The 22,946-nt window shown below is 57.5% G+C and carries 22 protein-coding genes; 3 read left to right on the top strand and 19 right to left on the bottom strand.

Annotated elements, in window-relative coordinates:
* Nucleotides 1-121 precede the first annotated feature (121 nt).
* The 9 genes from ACZ1HJ_RS17360 to ACZ1HJ_RS17320 form a co-directional block, all read right to left on the bottom strand.
* Nucleotides 122-1,417 (bottom strand): O-acetylhomoserine aminocarboxypropyltransferase/cysteine synthase family protein, encoded by a 1,296-nt coding sequence (locus ACZ1HJ_RS17360; RefSeq protein WP_472719891.1) that lies wholly within the window; start codon nucleotides 1,415-1,417, stop codon nucleotides 122-124.
* A 94-nt stretch (nucleotides 1,418-1,511) separates the two neighbouring features.
* Nucleotides 1,512-2,516 carry a glycosyltransferase family A protein gene (locus tag ACZ1HJ_RS17355; protein WP_472719890.1) on the bottom strand — a complete coding sequence of 335 codons (1,005 nt, stop codon included), beginning with the start codon at nucleotides 2,514-2,516 and terminating at the stop codon, nucleotides 1,512-1,514.
* Nucleotides 2,517-2,632: 116 nt separating this feature from the next.
* Nucleotides 2,633-3,637, bottom strand: coding sequence for an ABC transporter ATP-binding protein (locus ACZ1HJ_RS17350; RefSeq protein ID WP_472719889.1), 1,005 nt, complete (start codon nucleotides 3,635-3,637; stop codon nucleotides 2,633-2,635).
* Nucleotides 3,634-4,632 (bottom strand): ABC transporter ATP-binding protein, encoded by a 999-nt coding sequence (locus tag ACZ1HJ_RS17345; RefSeq protein ID WP_472719888.1) that lies wholly within the window; start codon nucleotides 4,630-4,632, stop codon nucleotides 3,634-3,636. The genes ACZ1HJ_RS17350 and ACZ1HJ_RS17345 overlap by 4 nt, the downstream gene beginning before the upstream one ends.
* A complete protein-coding gene (locus ACZ1HJ_RS17340) occupies nucleotides 4,629-5,783 on the bottom strand; it encodes an ABC transporter permease (RefSeq protein WP_472719887.1) in 1,155 nt (384 codons plus the stop codon). The genes ACZ1HJ_RS17345 and ACZ1HJ_RS17340 overlap by 4 nt, the downstream gene beginning before the upstream one ends.
* A gap of 5 nt (nucleotides 5,784-5,788) precedes the next feature.
* Nucleotides 5,789-6,793: an ABC transporter permease gene (locus tag ACZ1HJ_RS17335; protein ID WP_472719886.1), complete on the bottom strand. Its 1,005-nt coding sequence runs from the start codon at nucleotides 6,791-6,793 to the stop codon at nucleotides 5,789-5,791.
* A gap of 120 nt (nucleotides 6,794-6,913) precedes the next feature.
* Nucleotides 6,914-8,953, bottom strand: coding sequence for an ABC transporter substrate-binding protein (locus ACZ1HJ_RS17330; RefSeq protein ID WP_472719885.1), 2,040 nt, complete (start codon nucleotides 8,951-8,953; stop codon nucleotides 6,914-6,916).
* 355 nt (nucleotides 8,954-9,308) lie between these two features.
* Nucleotides 9,309-10,199, bottom strand: a complete 891-nt coding sequence (locus tag ACZ1HJ_RS17325; RefSeq protein ID WP_472719884.1) for a phytanoyl-CoA dioxygenase family protein — start codon at nucleotides 10,197-10,199, stop codon at nucleotides 9,309-9,311.
* A 21-nt stretch (nucleotides 10,200-10,220) separates the two neighbouring features.
* Complete coding sequence (locus tag ACZ1HJ_RS17320; RefSeq protein ID WP_472719883.1) at nucleotides 10,221-10,997, bottom strand: maleate cis-trans isomerase family protein; 777 nt, start codon at nucleotides 10,995-10,997, stop codon at nucleotides 10,221-10,223.
* Nucleotides 10,998-11,126: 129 nt separating this feature from the next.
* On the opposite strand from ACZ1HJ_RS17320, the gene argE reads away from it, so the two are divergent.
* Nucleotides 11,127-12,290, top strand: a complete 1,164-nt coding sequence (gene argE, locus ACZ1HJ_RS17315) for an acetylornithine deacetylase (RefSeq protein WP_472719882.1) — start codon at nucleotides 11,127-11,129, stop codon at nucleotides 12,288-12,290.
* 106 nt (nucleotides 12,291-12,396) lie between these two features.
* Here the strand turns inward: argE and ACZ1HJ_RS17310 are convergent, their stop codons facing one another.
* The 10 genes from ACZ1HJ_RS17310 to ACZ1HJ_RS17265 all read right to left on the bottom strand — a co-directional run bounded on the left by ACZ1HJ_RS17310 (nucleotide 12,397) and on the right by ACZ1HJ_RS17265 (nucleotide 20,381).
* The gene (locus ACZ1HJ_RS17310; RefSeq protein WP_472719881.1) at nucleotides 12,397-12,963 is read right to left on the bottom strand and encodes a carboxymuconolactone decarboxylase family protein; all 567 of its coding nucleotides are present in this window, start codon (nucleotides 12,961-12,963) and stop codon (nucleotides 12,397-12,399) included.
* A gap of 146 nt (nucleotides 12,964-13,109) precedes the next feature.
* Nucleotides 13,110-13,529 (bottom strand): nuclear transport factor 2 family protein, encoded by a 420-nt coding sequence (locus ACZ1HJ_RS17305; RefSeq protein ID WP_472719880.1) that lies wholly within the window; start codon nucleotides 13,527-13,529, stop codon nucleotides 13,110-13,112.
* A 77-nt stretch (nucleotides 13,530-13,606) separates the two neighbouring features.
* On the bottom strand, nucleotides 13,607-14,140 hold the full coding sequence (locus tag ACZ1HJ_RS17300) for a TetR/AcrR family transcriptional regulator (protein WP_472719879.1): 534 nt from the start codon (nucleotides 14,138-14,140) through the stop codon (nucleotides 13,607-13,609).
* Between the two features lie 83 nt (nucleotides 14,141-14,223).
* On the bottom strand, nucleotides 14,224-14,964 hold the full coding sequence (locus ACZ1HJ_RS17295) for an ABC transporter permease (RefSeq protein WP_472719878.1): 741 nt from the start codon (nucleotides 14,962-14,964) through the stop codon (nucleotides 14,224-14,226).
* 3 nt (nucleotides 14,965-14,967) lie between these two features.
* Nucleotides 14,968-15,690: an ABC transporter permease gene (locus tag ACZ1HJ_RS17290; protein WP_472719877.1), complete on the bottom strand. Its 723-nt coding sequence runs from the start codon at nucleotides 15,688-15,690 to the stop codon at nucleotides 14,968-14,970.
* A 69-nt stretch (nucleotides 15,691-15,759) separates the two neighbouring features.
* The gene (locus ACZ1HJ_RS17285; RefSeq protein ID WP_472719876.1) at nucleotides 15,760-16,425 is read right to left on the bottom strand and encodes a transporter substrate-binding domain-containing protein; all 666 of its coding nucleotides are present in this window, start codon (nucleotides 16,423-16,425) and stop codon (nucleotides 15,760-15,762) included.
* 93 nt (nucleotides 16,426-16,518) lie between these two features.
* Nucleotides 16,519-17,301, bottom strand: a complete 783-nt coding sequence (locus tag ACZ1HJ_RS17280) for an ABC transporter ATP-binding protein (RefSeq protein WP_472719875.1) — start codon at nucleotides 17,299-17,301, stop codon at nucleotides 16,519-16,521.
* On the bottom strand, nucleotides 17,291-18,073 hold the full coding sequence (locus tag ACZ1HJ_RS17275; RefSeq protein ID WP_472719874.1) for an aldolase/citrate lyase family protein: 783 nt from the start codon (nucleotides 18,071-18,073) through the stop codon (nucleotides 17,291-17,293). Before ACZ1HJ_RS17275 ends, ACZ1HJ_RS17280 begins: the two co-directional genes overlap by 11 nt.
* A complete protein-coding gene (hpaH, locus tag ACZ1HJ_RS17270) occupies nucleotides 18,073-18,888 on the bottom strand; it encodes a 2-oxo-hept-4-ene-1,7-dioate hydratase (protein ID WP_472719873.1) in 816 nt (271 codons plus the stop codon). Before hpaH ends, ACZ1HJ_RS17275 begins: the two co-directional genes overlap by 1 nt.
* Nucleotides 18,889-18,938: 50 nt before the next feature.
* Nucleotides 18,939-20,381: an aldehyde dehydrogenase family protein gene (locus ACZ1HJ_RS17265; protein ID WP_472719872.1), complete on the bottom strand. Its 1,443-nt coding sequence runs from the start codon at nucleotides 20,379-20,381 to the stop codon at nucleotides 18,939-18,941.
* 235 nt (nucleotides 20,382-20,616) lie between these two features.
* On the opposite strand from ACZ1HJ_RS17265, the gene ACZ1HJ_RS17260 reads away from it, so the two are divergent.
* Both ACZ1HJ_RS17260 and ACZ1HJ_RS17255 read left to right on the top strand, forming a co-directional pair.
* Complete coding sequence (locus ACZ1HJ_RS17260) at nucleotides 20,617-21,813, top strand: pyridoxal-phosphate-dependent aminotransferase family protein (RefSeq protein ID WP_472719871.1); 1,197 nt, start codon at nucleotides 20,617-20,619, stop codon at nucleotides 21,811-21,813.
* Between the two features lie 20 nt (nucleotides 21,814-21,833).
* Nucleotides 21,834-22,946 carry a class II histone deacetylase gene (locus ACZ1HJ_RS17255; RefSeq protein WP_472719870.1) on the top strand — a complete coding sequence of 371 codons (1,113 nt, stop codon included), beginning with the start codon at nucleotides 21,834-21,836 and terminating at the stop codon, nucleotides 22,944-22,946.

Here is a 22,946-nt window from a genome sequence, read left to right as displayed (position 1 = left end):
GGGCTTAACGGGAAGCACACTCATACATAGGTGTTTTTATAGCAGTAACACGCCGAGGGAAAGAAAAAGCCCCGCCGCGGGGCAAAAGACCGCGCGGCGGGGCGTTGGATCGGGGCCGGGATCAGGAAGCCGCTTTGCTCAGCGCCTGATCCAGATCCGCGATGATGTCATCGACATCCTCGATACCAATTGAAATGCGCACGACATTGGGGCTTGCGCCCGAAGCGGTCTGTTGCTCGGGCGTCAACTGCCGGTGGGTCGTGCTGGCCGAGTGGATGATCAGCGACCGGGTATCGCCCAGATTGGCGACATGGCTGAAAAGCTCGAGATTATCGACCAATTTGACACAGCCGTCATAACCCGATTTGAGGGCCACGGTGAAAAGCCCGCCCGCTCCTTTGGGGCAGACTTTTTTGACACGGCCGTGGGATGGTGAGGATTTGAGACCGGCATAGGTCACGGCCTCGACGCGGTCATCCTTTTCCAACCATTCGGCCACGGCCTGGGCATTTTCGCAATGGCGCTGCATGCGCAGGCTCAGCGTTTCGATGCCCATCAACGTGTAATGCGCCGCCTGCGGGTTCAATGTCATGCCCAGATCGCGCAACCCGATGGCAATGCCATGGAAGGTAAATGCCAGCGGTCCGAACGTCTCGTGGAACTTGAGGCCGTGATAGGCGGGCTCCGGCTCGCTGAGCGAGGGGAATTTATCATTGGCGGACCAGTCAAACGTGCCCGAATCCACCACAACGCCGCCCGTGACCGAGCCATTGCCGGTCAAGTATTTGGTCATCGAATGCACCACGAGCGTGGCGCCGTGTTCGATGGGGCGGCAGAGATAGGGTGTGGCGGTCGTGTTGTCGACGATGAGCGGCAGACCCGCCTTGTCAGCCACTTTGGCCACGGCCTTGAGATCGGCGATATGCCCGCCGGGGTTGGCGATGGATTCGCAGAAAACCGCACGGGTGTCGTCATCAATGGCGGCGGCGATTGCATCCATGTCGTCGATATCGACAAACTTGGCGTCCCAGCCGAACCGCTTGATGGTCTGGCTGAACTGGGTGACCGAACCGCCATAGAGTCGGGTCGAGACCACCACATTTCGGCCGGGGGCCATGATCGGGAAAAGCGCCATGATCTGGGCCGCGTGACCCGAAGAGCAACAGACTGCACCGGTGCCGCCTTCCAGCGTCGCCACACGTTCTTGCAGGGCCGCCACGGTCGGGTTGGTCAGGCGCGAATAGATGTATCCCACTTCTTGCAGGTTAAAGAGCGCCGCCGCGTGCTCGGCATCGCGAAACACATAGGCCGTTGTCTGGTAAATCGGGGTCTGGCGGGCGCCGGTTGCGGGATCCGGACGGGCGCCGGCATGGATCTGAAGCGTGTCGAAACCGAATTGGTGAACGCGATCGGACATGGTATTTCCTCCCTAAAATGCTTTTTGAAAGGGTTAGGGGAAAGCGGTTATCAGGACAACCGCTGTTTTTAGCCGGGCCATGCGGAAGAGCCGTTCAGCGCATCCAGAACCCGTTGCGCTTGATCGTATTGCGCAGGGCCTGTTCGCGGCGGGGCAGATTATCGCGGTCAAACATGTCGCGTACCTTGTGGCCGCGCCCCTGGTAGATCATGCGTTTGATGGGATCGTATTTCTTCAGAACTTTCTTGACCCAGTTGGGGGATGTCACCTCCTCCAGCACTTCCACCACGTGGTCACTTTCGCGCGCATAGAGCAGTGGCAGCACACGGTAATGACAGGTCACATCGCCGTCGAGCAGCCCCGCAGGCAGGGTATCGCGTCCGCCCCCAAGTGAGTGGATCACAAGCGGCAGGGCCACCTGATCGAGCCACGGGTCAAGCTCCTGCACAACCAGTTGCGGTGGCGGCGTGTCTTTGATGGCCAGCGCATAGTCCAGAAACCGCTGGCCAAAAACATGCGGGCATTTGTAGAAAAAGAACCCGGCATTGAAATAGAGATACCGCTGCCAGTATTCATCCGGCCAGTCCATGTCGAGCGAGGCCTCAAAATCGAGCCCTTGCTGATCGTAAAGTGACTTCCAGATATCGGTGTAGCCCGGACCGTAAAGTTCCAGCTTGGGCCATGTCCCCTCGCGCCGCAGGGAGGCCGTGGGGCGATCAAAATCAAACGGCACTTGTGTCAGATCACCGGTGACAAGCGTGTCGGTATCAAAGAACACAAACGGCTCGCCCTTTGGCATGGCCAAAAGCGCTTCGATCTTGTTGCCATAGGGGTAGGACTGGCCGAAATGGGTGTTCTTGAACGGGATGATTTCGGCGGCCAGACGGTCCAGCACCTCGCGGGTATCATCGCCGCGGATGCGCGGATCCGATGTCCACCGCGGGCCGGGCTGGGGCTCGGCCACGATCAGACGGCCCGCGAAATCAGGTGACGTGGCGCGCAAGGAGGCGGCAAAGATGATCGCCTCGTATTGCAACCGGCCGCCCTGACCAACAACAACGATGTTGTAGGGGTGTGATTTTACTGCCTGCCCGACCATTTTTCTGTCGCTTCTGCTTTCGTGCTCGCCCGCACTATAGGTCGGTTCGGCGCCGCACAGAAGAGGGCAGTTCGCATTTACGGCATTCTCCCAGGGTGCAAGCGGCTTGCCATATGTCAGGCAGGGACCTTTGCGCTCAACTCCTGCCAATGATGACATGATACGGCGTGGCCTTCCTCGCAGGTATCAAGCGGTGGTTCTTCGCGCTTGCAGATGTCGGTGGCAAAGGGGCAGCGGGTGTGGAATTTGCACCCCGGCGGCTGATTGGTGGGCGAGGGGATTTCCCCTTCCAGTTTTTGTGCCTTGCCGCGATCATCCGGATCAAGCGACGGAATGGCCGAGAAAAGCGCCTTGGTGTAGGGATGCCGCGCATTTTCAAAAAGCTGTCTTGTGGGCGCGCTTTCGACAATCCGGCCCAGATACATTACCGCCACATGATCGCAGGTATGGGCCACAACGCTGAGGTCATGGCTGATGAACATGAACGTCAGACCCATCTCGCGCTGGATGGATTTCAGCAGGTTCAGCACGTCGGCCTGAATGGAGACGTCCAATGCCGCCACGCTTTCATCGGCCACGATGAATTGCGGGCCCGAGACCAGCGCGCGGGCAATCGAAATCCGCTGTCGCTGCCCACCGGAAAACGCATGCGGGAAGCGGCGCAGATGTTCGAGGTTCAAGCGACATTTTTCCGCAATCTCGCGCACGCGCGCATCGGTTTCCTCGCGGGTCTTTGTCAGGCCCATGACCTCCAGCGGTTCAGCAATGATGTCCCGCACGGTCATACGGGGGCTGAGCGCGGCATAAGGATCCTGAAAGATCAGCTGCGCGCGTTTCCGGTAATCCTTGAGGTCCGTACCGGCAATTTGGGTAAGGTCATATTGAACCTCGCCGTCATCATAGGTGGCCTCGCCATGGGCGATCGGCACGGCATTCAACAGCGCACGGCCCAGGGTGGTTTTGCCCGAGCCGCTTTCCCCCACGACCCCAAAGAACGAGCCCTTGGGAATGTCGATGGAAATGCCATCAACGGCCTTCAGGATCTGTTTGTTGAAAATCCCGCCGCCAATCCTGAATTCGACACCAAGATCCTTGGTTGTGATCAACGGGGCCTCGGTCATGCCGCTTCTCCCCTTGTGGCGCAGAGGTGACAGGCCGTGCGATGGTTGTCGCCCGTATCGGCCCATTGCGGAATATCGGTTTTGCACACGTCGCCGATGATTTTGGGGCAACGGGTGTGAAAGACACAGCCCGGTGGCCGTTCAAGCGGTGAGGGGATGTCGCCCGCGACGGGCGTCAAAGGCGCCTCCAGATCATCGAGCTTGGGCAATGCATCCAGCAAGCCTTGGGTATAGGGATGCTGTGGGCGACGGATGACATCGCGCACCGGCCCTTGCTCGATCATCCGGCCCAGATACATCACCGCCACCTTGTCGGCGGTCTGGGCCACCACGCCCAGATCATGGGTGATGAAGATGATGCCCATGTGAAATTCATCCACCAGGTCCTTCATCAGGTCAATGACCTGCGCCTGAATGGTCACGTCGAGCGCGGTTGTGGGCTCATCCGCGATCAGGAGCTTGGGCTTGGTGCTGAGCGCCATGGCAATCATCGCCCGCTGGCGCATCCCGCCCGACATCTCGAACGCATATTGGTTGAACCGCGTGGCCGCATCCGAGATGCCCACGCGATCCAGCATTTCAATCGACAACTCCTTGGCTTGTGCCTTGTTCATGTCCGAATGGATCAAAAGCTGCTCAACCATCTGTTTGCCGATGGTCACGGCGGGCGCGAAACTGGCCATAGGTTCCTGAAAGATCATCGAAATGGCTCCGCCCCGCACCACCTGCATCTCCCGCGGGGATTTGAGCGACATCACGTCAACCGGGCCATCATCCAGATGCAGGGTGATTTTGGTTTCAGGCGCATAATGCCCGTTGCCGGCGTTGAGTTTCATCAGCGATTTGGCGGTCACTGATTTGCCCGATCCGCTTTCGCCCACCAGCCCCATCACCTCGCCAGGTTCCAGCGAGAAAGATACGTTATCCACGGCGGTGATCCGTCCCTCGTCCGTGTCGAACTGCAGGGTCAGGTTTTCCACATTCAGGAGGCTCATTTCTTGGCCTCCGAATAGGGGTCCGCCGCGTCGCGCAGCCCGTCACCGACAAAGACGAAGGCCATGACAAGCGCGATGAAGAAAATCACCGGGATGAAATACCATTGGTAGTTCAAGAGCACATCCGCGCTGGTCGCCTTTTGCAGCATCACACCAAGCGAACTGACCGGGTCCTTGAGGCCCAGGCCGATGAAGCTGAGCGCCGTTTCACTGAGCACCATGTAGGGGAAGGAGATCACCAGATCGACGATGATATAGCTGGTGAAACTGGGCAACAGATGACGGCGGATGACGTGGCCGGGTTTCGCGCCGCAAAGCTGGGCTGCCAGCACGTATTCCTGATTGCGTTCGGTCAGCAGGTGGGTGCGCACGCGGCGCGCCAGTGTGGGCCACCCGATGAAGCCAAGTATAAGCGATATGTAGAAGAACCTGGCCTCCGCCGTCATTTCAGGGGGCATGAAGGCCGCCACTGCCATGAAGAGCGGGATGGCCGGAACCGTTCGGACCGCATCGGTGATCATCTGTATGACCCCGTCGATCCAGCCCCCGTAATAGCCCGATATCCCACCAATGATGAGGGCCAGAACAAAGGCAATGAACACCCCGATTGTGCCCACTTTCATTGATGTCCAGATCGCATGAAGCGTGCGCGAGAAGATATCCTGACCGTCCTCATCGGTGCCGAAGAGGTGGATCTTGCCACCCTCAACGCCAAAAAGATGCGTGTCCATATGGATGAAATCGAAGAGATGATAGTCATCGCCTTCTACAAAGAATTGCAGATAAAGACGCTTGTCTTCGTTAACCGTCGTGACCCACCGGAAGTTTGTCTTGATCGAACGTTCACGCTCGACGGCGTGGATGAACGGCCGGGCGGAACAGCCATTGGCATCGCAGAATTTCGGCAATTGCGGCGCGCCGTTGGTGTAATCCTTGTCGCGGCCCGCGATGGTGGGGTCATAGGGTGACAGGAACGGCGCAAACAGCCCCGACAGGATCAGCGCCACCAGAACGACGGCGGCGATCATCGCAGCGCGCTGTTTCTTGAACCGCGCCCAGATCAACTGGCCCTGCGAGGCGGTGAAATACGCCTCCTTGGCCTTTTGATCCTGAAGTCTGTCTTTATGGGTATCCGGGGTCACATCTGTCATGGCAGTTACCTCAGAATGCTCTTGCGGACGCGCGGATCAATCACGGCCAGCAGGATGTCGGTGAAGAAGTTCAGCGTCACGATGGACGCGGTCAGCAGGAAGATGATCGCGCCTGCAAGCTGCTGGTCATTGGACCGGGCCAAGGCCTCGATCAGCAGGGCACCGGCCTCTGTCAGGGTGAGGATCAGCGCCACGATGGGCAGCTCATTGAAGATCCGGTTGAGGTCAAAGCCAAGCGAGTTGACGATGGGGCCAAGCGCGTGCCGAGCTGGATAACGCCAGAGGAGCTTGCGGCCAAAGACGCCGCGCGCGGCGGCGGCGGTGACGTAAAGCTTGCCGATCTCATCGGACATTAGCGCGCGCACCGTTTGCAGGGCAAAGGCCGTGGCCGACCAACCCAGGATAAAGATTGGCAGCCAGGCGTGTTTCATCAGATCGACGAACTTGTCCCAGTCCCAGGGGGCATCGCGATATTCCTTGCTGAAAAGCCCGGTCAGCGTTTCGCCAAAATAGACCGTGGCAAAGAGCATGATCATCAGCGCCAGCAGGAAGTTCGGCATGGCCAGGCCAAGGTAGCTGAAGAGGCGCAGGCCGTTGTTGAGGAATGGGTTGTTGGAGGCAGCCGAGATGATGCCAACGGGGATGGCAATGGCGTAGGCCAGCATCAGCGAGGCGAGACAAACGCCAAGGGACAGCCAGAATTTCGCGCCCAGAAGCTGGGCGATATCGACCCTGAGGATGCAGCTGTCACCAAATTCGCCCTGGAAGGCGTTGACGATCCAGCTGGCCCACCGGGTCAGGAACGGTCGGTCGAGGCCAAGGCGTTGGCGCTCAATCTCGATATCTTCGACCGAAATGCCCGACCCTTGGGTGTTTTTGAATGCCAGATAACGTTCTGCGCAATCACCGGGGACCATTTCCATCAGCGTGAAGACCACCAGTGACACGATGATCAGCGTTACCATCGCCATCATCGCTCTGACCAATACGAACCGGCCGAATTGCAGCATGTTTTCCTGTTCCGTATCTGCGCCCGGGACCTGCGGGTTGTTCCGCGTCGAGCGCCTGTGCGTTAGGTCTGCGGGCCGCTTGTTCGAGCCGCCCGCAGAAGGCGTTGGTTCAGACGTACCTTATTCGGTCAACCACCACTGCGAGGCCCGGTACGGATAAGTCCGGTAGTACTCGTAGGAGTGTGTCTTGAACTCGGTGAAGTTCTGCAGCTTCTGGCTTTGGTAGATCGGTGCAGGTGCATTGACCGTACCGATGAAGAGCAGGCTTTCGACCATGTTCTTGACCATACGCGCGCCGGTTTCTGCAAACTCCGCGCTTGTCTGATCGGCAGATTGCAGCGTGTTCACGTCGGCCATCAGCTCTTTGACATAGGCAGGGGGCTCAACGCCCGCGGCACCATCGCTATCGACCCATTCGGCCCAGAGCATACCTGTGCGGTTGCCGAAGTAGTTTTCGAACGGTGGCACCCAAAGCTCGTTGTTGCCCAGAACGATCGCCAGAGGCTGACCTTTGCGCCACATGGAGACATCAAGTTTGTTCGAGGACTGCGCCGAGCGGTATTCGTCCGGCGTGACTTCTTTCACAACCGAGTCGATGCCCACATCTTTCCAGTACTGCGCGACCAGTTCGACGGTCTGACCGGCGATACCTTGGGTCGAGAAGTTCATGTTCAGCACCAGCTTGTCGCCATTTGGCAGCTCACGGATGCCGTCGCCATCGGTGTCGGCCATGCCGAGATCATCCAGCAGGGCGTTTGCACCCGCCGCGTCAAACTCGGTCTTGTAGCTTTCCCAGGACGCGTCTGCGAATTCGGGCAGAGGAGAGAAGCCCACATATTGCTTGGGCGTGCCCTGACCAAAGAAGCCCACTTCGTTCAACTCATCGCGGTTGATCGCAATCGACATCGCTTCGCGGAACCGAAGATCACCGAAAACCTTACGCTTTTCAGGGTCTTCATGGGTGACGTTAAAGCCAAAGGCGCCCATGGTAATCTCAGGGCGGAGGTAGATATTGTAGCCACCTTTTTCCTGATTTTCCAAAAGGATCGGTGCCGAAGCCAGCTGCAGCGATTGCGACTTGTAGTCGACCTCGTTGTTCACCAGCTTCAGAATCCGCACTTCATTGTCGTTGATATAGACCTCATCCTGCTCACCAATATATGGCAGCTGTTGGCCGGTCGGATCCACCTGGTGGAAATAGGGGTTGGCCACAAGGCGGCGCCCTTCCGTGGTATCGTTGACGTAGATGTGGCTTTCGAGCGTTGGATGGGTCGCCTTGGGCAGACCATCCACCAGATCAGGCTTGCTCAGCATCGGGGTGGGCGTGTCCGTCCAGTCCGAATTGCCGTAATAGGCTTTGATCGCATCATAGCCGTTTTCAAACCCCATGCCCTGTGCCACGGCATCCGCGTCGGCGTTGACCGCCGGGTGGAATTGACCCAGGAAATGCTTGGGCTGGAAGCCTTGGGCAAAGTGGGTGGCAAAGTGTGCCAGCAGGCCGGGTTTCGGCGCGGGCAGGTTGAAGACCACGGTGGTGTCATCGGGCGTGTCCACTGTCATGGTCTCGCCGCCGACGGTCACGTAGTCCTTGGGTTTTTCAAAGATGTTGGTGTCCAGCATCAGGTTGTCATGCCAGAATTTCACATCCGCGGAGGTGAATGGCGCACCGTCTGACCATTTGTGGCCAGCGCGCAGTTTGAACGTCAACTGGGTGAAATCATCGTTCCACTCCCAGGACTTAGCGACGTTGGGCACGATGGTCTGGAGATCATCAGAGTAGCGCACGAGGTTTACGTGGCGCACCGACAGGAAGTCCGATGTGCCGGCCTCGGTTGCATTGGAGAGCACGTCGAGCGTGCCGCCATACTGACCAATTGACCCGTAAGGCACGACAACAAGCGGTTCGGATGGCAGACGATCTGCGAGATCAGGCAAATCACCATTGCCCTTGATCTGACCATTCAGGGCCGCGATGTCGGGATGTGCCGAAAATTCCATTGTGCAGCCCGCGGCTGACTGGAAATCAGCCAATTCGAATTGTTGCGGATACGCACCCGTCGCGACACCTTGCATGTCTTCGACGGTCACTGCGGGGCAATTTGCGTAGGCGACTGCAGGCAGAGCAATCAGTGCCACCCCGGATAATAAAATACGTTTCATAGTTCCTCCTTATGGACTTTCTGTCAGGCAAAAAGGGGCATGGAGGCTTTTTCTAACGTTCTGATGACAGCCTTCCCCCCGGGCAGTGTTGTTTTTATTGTTGTTTTTGTTTTTGGCGGTTCCCCAAATCTCGAGAGAATTAACTCTGTCGGTGTAACACCTTAGACACTAGGTCAGAAAACGGCGCGGCGACAATCGGTTAAAATCTATGACAACCAAAGAAAAACTTATAGATAAATCGGCTGGCTTCAAACCCGGCTGCAATGCCGGGTGGTGGCAATCCGGGGGATTCAATTCAGGCGGGCGCACGGGGCACTGGATACGCATTGGATATAAGGCGTCGAGCGGAAACGGTTCAGGCGGTCTCGGTCTTGCCCTGATGCTCGAAAATCGATGTGTATCCGCCAGACCAATCCGGCGGCATGCGCATATCTATCGGTTCATGGTGGGAAAACCGTGCCTCATTGCCGCGCACTACCTCACAATAATGCGATGATTTATAGGCGGGCGCGGTATAGGGCATGGCATCACAGGCGGCATAGCCAACAATCAAAACAGGCCGACCATGCGCACTTAGATTTGCGCGTGAGGCATGCAGCGTCGCACAATGATGCACCGTGACGGTGCCCGCAGGGCCCGTCAGATCAACGGCTTGGTCCAAACCGGCATCCGTCAGACGGTCCTCCGGGATATACCCAAGCCAGTTCTCCGCATCATCATAGTGGCTGTAGATCTGGCCCTTATGACTGCCGGGGACCACCTGCAACGGGCCCTGTTCGGGGCCGACATCCTTCAGGCAGACCAGAAACTGCGCGACCGACAGGTTGGTCAGCGGGTAAAACGGAATGTCCTGATGCCATTTGACCTCCTGTCCGCCGCCCGCCCATTTGATGTTGATCATGCATTCGCGAAATCGCACATCCGGGCCCATCAGATCGGCGGCCAAGTCGGGCAGGTTGGACTGGGTGCAAAACTCCCAGAAGACCGGGTCGAGGTCATCGAGGTATGAAATGCGCCGCAAGCGCGGGTTGTCGGCGGTGTGATTGGGTTCAAGATCAAACGTGCCATCGGATTGGGAAAGCGCGCGGGAGCGTTCGACCTGCGCGTCGATGGCCGTGTTCAGGCGCGCAATCCAATCGGCGCTGATCACGCCTTTGCGGGCGATGTAGCCCTGATCAAAGAAGAATTCACGCTCGTTCTGGGTCAGCTCCCGTGGGGGATGTGACAGAATATCTTTGGCACGCATGGCGTTTCTCCTTTCTCAGTTTCATATGGGATGGCGCAAAAGCTGGCCGTAGCCCGCGAGTTGCGCGGTAGAGCCGGACCAGCGCAGGGATTGCCAGATCATGGCCTGATTGGCTGTTATAACCGGTTTGCCGAGGGCGTCTTCAATCCGCTGCACTACATCAACGGCACGGATCGCTGTGCATGAGATAAAGAGCGCCTCTGCCTCCGCACGGTCTGCCTCGATCGCGGCATTGAAAATAGCGTCCGGGGGCAGGGCGGCCATGACCTCATTGCTGGTGATGTTAAATGAGGTGAAGGCGCAGATGTCCTTACCGTTCTGGCGCAGATGGTTTGCAATCGCGTTGTTCACGTCATCGCTATAGGGCGTCAGCACGGCCAGTTTCGTGGCGTTCAACTGATCCAGAGCGGCCAGAGAGGCGGTGATTGGCGTGACAACGCGGATACCGGGCCGGGCCGCATGAACACGCGCGCAGATTTCATCATACCCCATCACCACGGTGCCGGATGTACAGGCATAGGTGATCACATCCAAACGCCCATCAGGCACGAGCAAACCCGCGGTTTGCGTGATAAACGGCGCCATTTCCGGCAGCGTATCAAGCGTGCATTCCTGGGTGTTTTGGATGCGGCTGGTAAAGATGGCGACCGTATCGTCGGGGCGCAGGTTTATGAAATCGCGTTCGGTCACGTAATCATTGGACAAAACGATCAGGCCAATGCGGTGGGTGCCCGGGCCTTGATCCGGCGCGAAAGACCCGGTCACGTGGGTCGAACTGAACGGTGCTTTCTTCTCCATTCCGAGAACGGTGTCACGGGTTTTGGCCTGTGGCTATCGTATTCGCGACATGGCCCAGTTTTGGTTAGGAGAATCGATCTCGTTGCCCTTAGGCTCCGCTCCGGTGCACCGCGTAAGAGAGAGGCGCAAATGGCTGAGAATTTGGATACAGCTGCAGAGATTCTGGAGCAATTGGTGGGCTTTGCCAGCGTCTCCGGCACGCCCAATCATGCCATTGTCGGCTACATCAAGGACACGCTCGAGGCGCAGGGACTGGATGTTACGCTGAGCTATGATGACGATGGGCAGCGCGCCAATGTTTTCGCCACCATCGGCCCGAATATTGAGGGCGGCGTCGTGCTGAATGGCCACACGGATGTGGTCCCGGTCGAGGGGCAGGATTGGGCCACAGAGCCATTCACGCTGACGCGCAAGGGCACGCGCCTTTACGGGCGCGGATCGGTGGACATGAAGGGTTTTTTGGCCTGTGTCATGGCCTCGGTGCCGGTGTTTCAGGCGGCCAACCTAACCCGGCCTGTCCACATTGCCTTTACGTATGATGAGGAAACGGGAGGCTTCGGCATGCCTGTGCTGCTGCGGAGCATGGCTGAAATGAACTGCAAACCCGCGGTCGTGATCGTGGGTGAACCCACAGAAATGAATATTGTGACCGGCCATAAGGGCGGCGATGAAATGCGCACCGAAATCACCGGGTTCGAAGTGCATTCCTGTGACCCTACGCGCGGGGTCAGTGCAATTTCTGTGGCGATGAAACTGATCGCCAAGATCGAAGAGGTCGGTGCGCGTCTGGCCGCGGACCCGGCGGAGAATTCGCCCTATGACCCGCCCTATGGCACCTTTAATATCGGCACAATTGAAGGCGGTGCGGCGCGGAATGCGACCGCCGGTTGGTGCAATTTTGATTGGGAATTCCGCCCCATGCCCGGGCAGAACAGCCGCGCCATTATTGCTGAGATCGAAGACTACGCCGCGCGCGCGTTGTTACCCGCAATGAAGGCTGTCAGCAACAAAGCTGCCATTGATATCATCACCGAAGTGGCTGTGCCGTCGCTGGATGATCGCAACGCCGAACAAGCGGCGGCCTTTGTGAGCGAGATCACCGGCCAGAACAGCCAAAGCGTTGTGTCGTTTGGCACCGATGCGGGATATTTCAGCGATGCGGGGATATCGACGGTGGTGTTTGGCCCCGGCACGATCCGCCGGGCCCACGGACCAGACGAATATATCGAGCTGGCCGAGCTGGAGCAGGGGTTGGATTTTCTGCGGAAGGTGGCAGACAAGCTTTCGGGCTGAAGGCTGGTCGGGATCGGCCAAGGCAGCCGATGGGTTTTGCCGGTCATCGCCATCGCAAACGGGGTTAAGTCCCGCACAACCCTCGGGCCATGCGGGACAGGGTACTTTAGGCCGCAACCGACGTTTTGGCAGTCCAGGCATTGGGCTGGAACGGTGCATCAAGCGGTGTTTCCGCGACGTGGTTGGTGTAGTTGGACAGTGTCTTCAACCCTGCGCCAAGGATCACATCAAGGATGTTTGCCTTGGTGTAGCCCGCCGCGTGAAAGGCCGCCAGATCTGCTTCGGACACATGGCCGCGGGTTTCGTGGATGCGTGCCGTAAACACCTGCAAAGCCTGGAGTTTTGGGTCAGCGATTGGTGTGTTGTTACGCAGAGCGTCAACCACATCCGCTGGGATCTTTTGCATTTGGGACACGGTTGTATGTGCCGCCATGCAGTAGTGACATCCGTTTTCGCGGCTTGTCGTCATCAGCACGATTTGACGCTCGGTCGGGGTCAGGTCGGTTTTTTCAAAGTGGCCTGCCAGCACGCCATAAGCTTCGACCATTGCGGGGGATTCAGCAAAGGTGGCTGTCAGGTTTGGCAAAAAGCCAAATGCTTTCTTGGTTTCTTCCAGGATGGGCTTGCTTGCGGCTGGCGCGGTTTCTTCGGTGTGAACAGTCAGATGAGACATTGGATCTTCCTTTTTGAATAGGCCGCAGGGCAGGGGCCGGTTGCAGAAATCTGCAACGGAGCAAAAGCCTTGAACGCGGCGGTTGGGTGGTCGGTTGGTGTCAGGTCAGGGGGCTCAAACGCACCCTTTCCCAACAAAATGTGACGTTAGTTTTTGGCGTGGGAATCGTAGACTTTTCCGCTGATTTTCCATTCGCCATCTTTTTTGTAGAGGACGAAAAAGTCGGTGAACCGATATTCTCCCCAATGGATGAATTCGACGCGTGCCGCAGCCGCCGGGCCAGAGATATTGATCCAGGCGATATGGTGCTTGACGTCTGGTGCGGGGCCGCCGTCTGAAACTGCGCTGGCAAATGTTTCGGTGTCCATGGCATAGTACGAACCCTCGATGGAGCCGGTGATGTAGGCGTGATCAAGAAACGCGGAGCGGGAGAGGGCACCGTCACCGGATTTGGCGGCGTCGATATAGGGCTTCAACGCCTTTTCAACGGCTTTGTACTCATCAAAGCTATGGGTTTCGTCTTCTGGGGTTTCGACGCTGAGCGCAGCGTTGCTTGAGGCGGACATTTTGGTTCTCCATTTCAGTCTGGGGTCAGAGGTTTGTATATTTACCTATGTATATGTAGATAATATGTTTGAAAGAGCTAACTATTCACAAAAACGTCAAGTGAGCGATCAATCATCGATGGATCGGATTCCAGCCGTGCCAACAGGAGCGATCCCTCCAGGCTGCTGAGGAATTGCAAAGCGCGGTCGTTTGGATGCGGCGCGTTCAATTGAGTAAATTGATCCGCCAACCATGCCCGCATGTCGTTGAAGTATAGTTTCAACGCTTGGTGAACGTCAGGACTGACGCTTGTGAATTCCGCCGCCATCATGCCGCACATGCAAATTTTGTTATTGCGCACGTAGCATTTGAAGTGATCGATCAACGCGTCGAGCCGCTCTTGCGGTGTTTCTATTTGATCACTGAACGCCTCAAAGGCTTTTCCGTGAACCTCATGCACGCGCTGAACAAGGGCCAGAGCCAGATCAGCCTTGGTCTTGAAGTAATAGTGAATGCTGGAGGTTTTCACACCGATCTCCGCTGCCAGATCAAGGTAGCTGAAGCCGTTGAAACCTCTGGTTTGTGTATAGTCCTCGGCAAGATCCAAGATACGCGTTCGAGTATCCGTCATGATATAATCTCCTTTTTATCTACATATATATAGGTATAGAGATCGTCAATCTTTGTCAGATACATAAAAATTGTGCTCCGCCTTTAGCGGGGAGTATTGCGTTGGAAACGCCGTTCAAAAAACCAAACGAACGCGGTGATGCACGCCGCCAGCACCAAATACAGAATGGCCGCATAAAGATACGTATTCAGGTCGAAGTTGCGGGCGAAAATAGTCCGGGTTTGTCCCATGAGGTCCATGACCGTGATCGTGGAGATCAAGGCGCTGCCCTTCATCATCAGGATCAATTCATTGCCATAGGCGGGCCACGCCACGCGAATGGCCTGTGGCAGCATGATGCGGCGCATCGCCTGCAGCCAGGGCATGCCAATGGAGAGGGCCGCTTCCAACTGACCCCGTTCGACGTTCGCCAATCCGCCCCGAAAAATCTCCGAGACGTAGGCGCTTGTATTCAGTGTCAGCACCAGCATCCCGACCAGCCACGGGTTCTTGAAGAAGGACCACAATACGGGCCCGAGACCAGCTTCGCCCAGGCTGCCAACGCCGAAATAAATGATCCAAAGCTGGACCAAAAGCGGGGTGCCACGAAAGACATAGGTGAAAATCTGCGCTGGCCAGACGAGCAGTGCCCGGCCACTCATTCGGGCAAAGGTCAGGGCGATCGCCAGAAAGAATCCGATACCGCAGGCGAGGGTCAAAAGCTCAACAGTGACGATGAACCCATCGATGAAGCGGGGGCAGGCTTTGCCAAACAAAGGCCCGGAAATGTGCGACAGCCCGGCACATGCGGCATCAGAAACCCAGAATTTCAGGTCTTGATACATAGTCTACGCTCCGGCCATGCCGCGTCTGGCGCGGCGCTCCAGCATGCCCCGTCCTGCGTCGGAGAGAGATGTCATGATCAGGTAAAGAACACCGGCGGCGGTGAAGAAGAGCAGGGGGCTTTGTTCGGTTTCCCCGCCGAGTTTTGCGGTGCGCAACAATTCGTTCAACGCGATGACGGCGGCCAGAGACGTGTCTTTCAGCACAACCATCCAGAGGTTTCCCAGCCCCGGGATGGCAAAGCGACAAAGTTGCGGAAAGCGGATGCGTAGAAACACCTGGCGGCGGTTCAGGCCGATGGCATTGCCGGCCTCGATCTGTCCCGCTGGCACCGCCAGATAGGCGCCGCGGAAGATTTCGCATGCATAGGCCGCAAAGATGATCGACAGGCCTGCGACGGCGGCCAAAAACTTGGGCACTTCATAGCCACCTTCGAGCCCGAGCGAGGTGGCCGCGTTGTTGACCAGCATATCGGAGCCAAAGAAGACGAAGAGCAGTACCAGAAATTCCGGAACGCCCCGAATGAACAGCGTGTAAGCAGATGCGGGCCATCTCAGAAACCGCGTGGCCGACAGTTTCATCCCCGCGAGGATCAGCCCGAGGACAAGCCCGGCAATCATGGCACATGTGGCCAGTTGTAACGTCAGAAGTGCCCCATTGAGCAGATCGTCGCCCCAACCGCCCTTGCCAAAGGCCAAAGGGCCCAGAATTGTGTTGATCGGATCCATAACAGGTTTTCTGAGCGCCTCTTGAGTTCAATGAATGAACCCGGCATTTGGCATGCCGGGCTCGTGGTTTCAGAAAATATCGATGCCGAAATATTTGACGCTGATATCCTGATATGTGCCGTCCGCGCGGATCGCATCGATTGCCGCGTTCAGGTCATTCCGCAGGGTGTCTTCGCCCTTGCGCACGCCGATGCCGATCTGGTCGGCAATATCGATTTTCTCGGCAACGAAGCCAAAGCCCTTGTTGTCATTTACCCATTCAGCCGCGGGCAGGAAATCTGCCACAACAGTTTCGACCCGACCGGCCGACAGATCAGAGAACGCGGCGGGGTTTGTGTCGTACAAACGCACATCTGCCCGGCTGCCATATGTGTCCTCGGCCCATTGAGACCCGGTTGTTGACCGCTGCGCACCGATCGACACGTCACCGAGCGTATCCAGCTTCGCAGATGTGCCATCGGCGGCGACAACGCTGAGATAGTTACTGTAATAGGGGTTGCTGAAATCGATGGCCTGCTTGCGTTCTTCGGTGATCGACATCGAGGCGATGATTGCATCGTATTTGTCGTTGACCAGGCCCGGGATTATCCCGTCCCAATCCTGGGCCACGATTTCGCATTCCCGCTGCATCGCTGCACATAGCGCGTCGGCTATTTCGACATCAAACCCAACCAGCTCACCATCCGCCGTGACGTTGTTGAATGGAGGGTAGGCCCCCTCGGTCGCGATACGCAAAACATCCTGAGCGAAGGCCGCACTTGACACTCCCCGGCCAGAAGGCCGACGGCTAATATACTGATTTTCATAGTTTCTCTCCCTTGGTAAAAGTTACAGAACCTTTGCGAGAAACTGCTGACATTCCGCGGATTGCGGATTGCCGAACAGCTCGTCGGGCGGGCCCTGTTCCGAAATTCTGCCTTGATGCAGAAAGATGGCTTTGTTTGAGACTTCGCGGGCAAAGCCCATCTCATGCGTGACAACAATCATGGTGCGACCTTCATCGGCGAGGTCGTGCATCACGTGCAGTACTTCGCCGACCATTTCCGGGTCGAGTGCCGAGGTGGGTTCATCAAACAACAGCACTTTTGGGTCCATCGCCAGCGTGCGCGCGATGGCAACGCGCTGTTGTTGACCGCCGGAAAGCTGGCTTGGATAGTTATGGCGTTTGTCCGCGATGCCAACACGTTCCAACAGTGCTTCGGCGCGATCCTTTGCCTCGGATTTCGATTGACCAAGCACATGGACCGGCCCTTCGATCACGTTTTCGAGGATCGTCATGTGGGCCCACAGGTTGAAGCCCTGAAACACCATGCCCAGTCGTGCCCGGATCGCGCTGAGCGCTTTTTGGTCGGTAACCCTGCGCTCCCCGGCACTTTCATCAGACAGGGGCAGGCGAACCCCGTCGATGGTAATCTCACCCCGATTTGGCATCTCAAGAAGGTTTATGCAGCGCAGGATGGTTGATTTTCCCGAGCCGGAAGCCCCGATCAGCGAAATCACATCATGTTCGGCGCCGGAAAAGCTGACGCCTTTGATGACTTCAAGCGTGCCGTAGGATTTGTGCAATCCCTCTACAGTCAGGTAATCGGTTGCGGACAGGCTATCGAGCATCGGCAGCTTCCTTCGCGTCCGACGCCAGGGCGCGCAGGCCATTGGCCAGTGTCAGCACGTCAATGCCAACGGCGACAAAGCGGGCATTGTGCGTGATGCAGGTCTGAATGAATTCTTTGTCCAGCGTCAGGATGCCAGCGGCGCATCCAGCGGCGTGAATACGGTCCAGCGCGTCCAGAATGACAGCGTGAATTTCGGGCGCATCGGCGGTCGGCGCATATCCCAGATCAACCGATAAATCAGCGGGCCCGATGAAAACACCATCAACGCCTTCAACCGCCAGAATATCATCCAACGCGTCGAGTCCGGCCTTGCTTTCCACCTGAACAAGCAGGCAAATTTCCTGATCAGCTGTCTTCAGGTAGTCGGGGATTGCGGCGAACCGGGAGGCGCGCCCGAGGGCATAGCCCACGCCACGAATGCCATGCGGCGGGTAGCGGACGGCGCGTACCAGATCGCGGGCCTGCTCGGCGCTTTCGACCATCGGGATCAAGAGGGTTTGCACCCCGGCATCCAACACTTGTTTGATCAGGTCAGGGTCGCCATTTGGCAACCGAACAACAATATCGCTGTCGCTGGCCTGAAGAATGCCGACCTGATCGGAAATCGAACGCAGGTCATTCGGGGCATGCTCGCCATCGATCAAGAGCCAGTCAAAGCCGGCTGTTCCGGCAATTTCGGCTGCATAATGCGAGGCGAGACCAACCCAGCACCCCATGTGTGGACGATCGCCCTTCAGGGCTTCCTTGAATGTGTTTTTCGGGGCTGGCATCAGGTGTCCTCCCCAATGGAGCATGTGATCTGACCCAGTGATCCAAAATCGCATTGGAATGTATCACCGGGTTGGCCTGCCACCGGTCGGGTGAAACTGCCCCCCAGAACGAATTCACCAGCCTCAAGTGTAACGCCGAGCTTGTGCAACTCGCGCGTCAGCCAAACAAGACCATTGGCCGGGTGGCCCAGCACACCCGCAGAAACGCCGGTCTCTTCGACCTTGCCGTTGCGGTAGAGCACGCCCGGAACCATGCGCAGGTCAATTTCATTCGGACGCACGGGGTTCCCGCCCCAGATGATGCCGGCATTGGCCGCATTGTCCGCGATCGAATCCATCACATTGAGTGGCACACCGGTTTCAGGATCGGTCAGATGCGCGCGACAATCGATCACCTCGATGGCGGGGATGACCCAATCGGTTGCGTTCAGAACGTCAAAGACGGTGACATCAGGCCCCGCGAGCGGGGATTTGAGCTTGAAGCCCAGTTCCACCTCGAAACGGGGCAAAATGAAGCGATCCGGCGCGATCGCGGCACCGTCGTCGATCACCATGGCATCGGTCAGCACGCCGTAGTCCGGGGTGTCGATGCCCACGGCCAATTGCATGGCGCGGCTGGTGAGCCCGATCTTGTGACCGATGATGCGTTCACCGCGCGCAAGCCGCTGATCTACCCAGGCCGATTGCACCTTATAGGCATCTGACATGGAAAAATCAGGGAATTGAACGCTTGGCGCCCGGACGACCTGACGCGTGCGCTCGGCCTCATCATATGCCGCGGCGAGCTCAGTGATCTGTTCATTGGTCAGCGTCATGGTGTGTCCTAGATTTCTGTTTCATGCGCGGTATTGCGCATCCAGCCGTATCAGTTTTCGGGAAACCAGCCACCTACGGCTTTCACTTCGAGGAACTCTTCGAGGCCCCAAAGCCCGCCTTCGCGGCCTGTGCCCGACCGCTTGAAGCCGCCAAAGGGCGCCCCCTTGGAGCGGAAATTGCCATTCATCTCGACCATGCCGGACTTCAATGCGCGCGCAATGCGGTTGGCGCGGTCTGCATTGGTGGTCTGGACATAGTTTGTCAGACCGTATGGCGTGTCATTGGCGATTTCGATGGCCTCTTCTTCGCTGTCAAAGGGCATGATGCAGAGCACCGGGCCGAAGATTTCTTCGCGCATCACATCCATGTCGTTGTTGACGTCAGCAAAAACCGTTGGGCGCACAAAGTAACCGCGATTGAGATCTTGTGGGCGCCCCGGACCGCCGGCCACAAGGCGCGCGCCTTCCCTGATGCCGGTTTCGATCATGGCCTGGACCTTGTCGAACTGGGTTTTGTTGACAAGCGGGCCGATATGATCGCCGGTCTTGCTGGCGGTATCGACGGTCTGCGCCTCGGCGACCGCGGTGGCTTCGGCGACGGCGGCCTCGTAGCGATCGCGCTCGACCAGCATGCGCGTTGGGGCATTGCAGGACTGACCTGTGTTGTTGAAGCAATGCACCGCGCCGCGACGCACCGCATCCGCATCGGCATCCGCAAACACGATGTTCGCGCCCTTGCCGCCAAGCTCGAGGGAAACGCGCTTGACCGAATCCGCTGCATTCTTGGTGATTGCCGTGCCCGCTCGCGTCGATCCGGTGAAGGAGACGAAATCCACATCCGGATGGCCAGACAGCTGCGTGCCAACGCCAGGGCCGTCCCCATTGACGAGGTTAAATACACCGGCAGGGATGCCTGCCTCGTGCAGGATATCCGCAAAGACGATCGACGAGATCGGAGATTCTTCGGACGGTTTCAGGATCATCGTACACCCGGCAGCCAGGGCAGCACCGACCTTCAGGGTGATTTGATTCAAAGGCCAGTTCCACGGCGTGATCAGCGCGCACACCCCGATGGGTTCATAGATTATCCGGTCGTTCGGCGCCGTGTCGTTCAGCGGGCGCTCGAATTCGAACGCCTCCAATGCCTCGATGTATTCGTCAATGTGAACGGCCCCGATGCCGGTCTGGATACCATTCGCAAAATCAATGGGCGCGCCCATCTCTTCGCTCATCGCTGCGGCAATGTCAGCGCTGCGTTTCAAATAGACGTCATGGACGTTGCGCAAGAGTGCAAGGCGTTCCGCTTTTGTGGTCGCGCTCCAGGCGGGGAAGGCCGCCTTGGCCGCGGCAACGGCAGCATCGGCATCTGCGGCGTTTCCGAGCGTTATTGTTGCAAACGGCTCTTCGGTCGACGGGTTGATGACGGCGGTATCTTGTCCGCCCTGTGACGGGATCCAACTGCCATTGATATAAAACTTGCGTGCGTCTTTCATCGTCGCGACTCCTCCGTTTTGCCGAAAGAGAGCACAAATAAAAAAGACTATAAAATATATAATATATGCGACCTGTGATATTTCATGTATATTCAAAACCGCTCGCACTTATATATTCCATAACAATGCAGTGACAAAGTTTATATTTTATAGACTTACCAGTTTGTGCTTGTTTGACATTGGAAAAGGCGGTTCTGCTGCCAATTGTCTGTCAAAACTGAAAGGTGACCGCGACATGTCGCTCAACAAGGGCCATCCCATCATGGCTATTCCCGGACCTTCCGTGGTGCCGGACCGCGTACTGAATGCGATGCATCGACCGTCCGCCAACATTTATGAGGGTGAACTGGTCGAGATGACAGATCACCTGCTGACGGAGCTGAAGAAAGTTGCCCGCACGGACGGCTATGCGGCGATCTATGTGGCAAATGGACATGGCGCTTGGGAAGCGGCCATCAAAAACACGCTCAATGAGGGCGACAAGATTGTTGTGATCAGCAATGGCTTTTTCTCTCACAAATGGGGGGAGGTTGCGGCGACACATAAGTTTGATGTCGAATACATAGATTGCGGCATGACCTCTGATGCCGATCCGGCGCAATTGGAGAAGGTCCTGCGGGCGGACACGGACGGTCAGATCAAGGCCGTGCTTGCGGTTCAATCCGAAACCTCCTCCTCGGTACGCAACGATGTGCCCGCATTGCGCGCGGCCATTGATGCGGCCGGGCATGACGCGCTCTTCATGGTGGATTGCATCGCCTCTCTCGGGTGCGACCGATTTGAAATGGACGCATGGGGCGTGGATGTTGCCGTCTCGGCGGGTCAAAAGGGGATGATGAACCCCATTGGGCTGTCATTTGTCTTCTTCAACGACAAGGCCGACGCCGCCCGTGCTGGTGCGCATCCCGGGCAATATTGGGATTGGACGGATCGCGCCAAGTCCAAACTGTTTTACCCCCGCTGGTCCGGGAGCCCGCCAAGCCACCACATGTTCGCCCTGCGAGAAACGCTGAAAATGATGGTCGACGAAGAAGGGATGGAGGCCGTTTGGGCACGCCATGCCACGATTTCAAAGGCGGTCTGGGCGGCTGTGGATACGTGGGCCGAAGGTGGTGCGCTGGCGTTGAACATCGCGGACCCCGCAAAACGGGCGACGGGAGTGACAACGATCAACACCAGCCCCGGGGTTGCGCACAAGATCCGGCGGTGGTGTCAGGAGGAGGCGGGTGTGACACTGGGCAACTCTCTTGGTTTTCCGCCGGAAGAGATCGAGGATCATTTCCGTATCGGCCATATGGGATATCTGAATGTCCATATGGTGATGGGCGTGCTTGGTGCCATCGAAACTGCGATGATCGCCCAAAACATACCACATGGTGCAGGCGCATTGAGTGCGGCCGCCCGTGTACTTGCTGCGCATAACGCAGATTGAAAGCGAACAGGGACACTAGAATGAGCGACAAAACGGCCTTTGTCTGGGATGAGAAATGCTTTTGGCATTTCGGTGGAAATTACGCGCTTCTGGCCCCGGTGGGCGGCCTTGTGCAGCCGATGGTGGCCGGTGGATTACCCGAAGCGCCTGAGACCAAGCGCCGTCTCAAGAACCTGATGGATGTGACCGGGCTTTCCGGCGAACTCACCTTGATGAGTGCCCCGCCTGCGAGCATGGACGATCTGCTTCGTGTCCACCCTCAAAGCTACCTCGACGCGTTCAAATCGATGTCCGACAATGGCGGTGGTGAATTGGGCCTGCGCACGCCTTTCGGGCCGGGTGCGTTTGAAATTGCAACCCTCTCGGCCGGTCTGGTTAATAAGGCCATCGAATTGGTTCAAACCGGTCAGGCGCGCAATGCCTACGCGTTGTCGCGGCCACCCGGGCACCATTGTCTGCCGGATTTCCCCAACGGTTTCTGCCTGTTGGCGAATATTGCCATCGCCATCGAAAAAGCGCGCGAGGCCGGCCTGGGCCAGAAATTCGCGGTGATTGACTGGGACGTACATCATGGCAACGGGACCGAGGCGATATTCCTCGACCGCGACGATGTGCTGACAATCTCGATCCATCAGGACAGGTGTTACCCGCAGGATACCGGCGGCACGGACGTCACCGGCGATGGTGCGGGTGCCGGTCAGAACATGAACATCCCCCTGCCACCGGGATGTGGTCACAAAGCGTATCTGGATGTGATGGAACGGCTGGTGGTGCCAAAGCTCCGGATGTTCGATGCGGATCTGGTGATCATTGCCTGCGGGTTTGACGCCTCCGGTTTTGATCCCTTGGCGCGGATGATGTGTTCCGCTGCGACATTTAAAGAGATGACGCGTCAGGTGATGGATGTGACCGGTGGCAAAATGGTTGCGGCCCATGAAGGCGGGTACTCTGAGCTTTATGTGCCGTTTTGCGGTCACGCCATGCTCGAAGAAATGTCGGGCTCAGACATCGTGGCAGAAGACCCGTTGCTTGCCAGGATCAATGGCCAGCAGCCGGATCAGCATGCCGATGCGTTCCACACCGGCGTGGTGACGCGATTGCTGGGCGAATTGCAGCAGGGCGGTGTGCTGTAA

Source organism: Roseovarius sp. JB2-10 (assembly GCF_055693585.1).
Note: the sequence above shows the minus strand (reverse complement) of the source record. Positions and strands in the feature narration are given on the sequence as shown.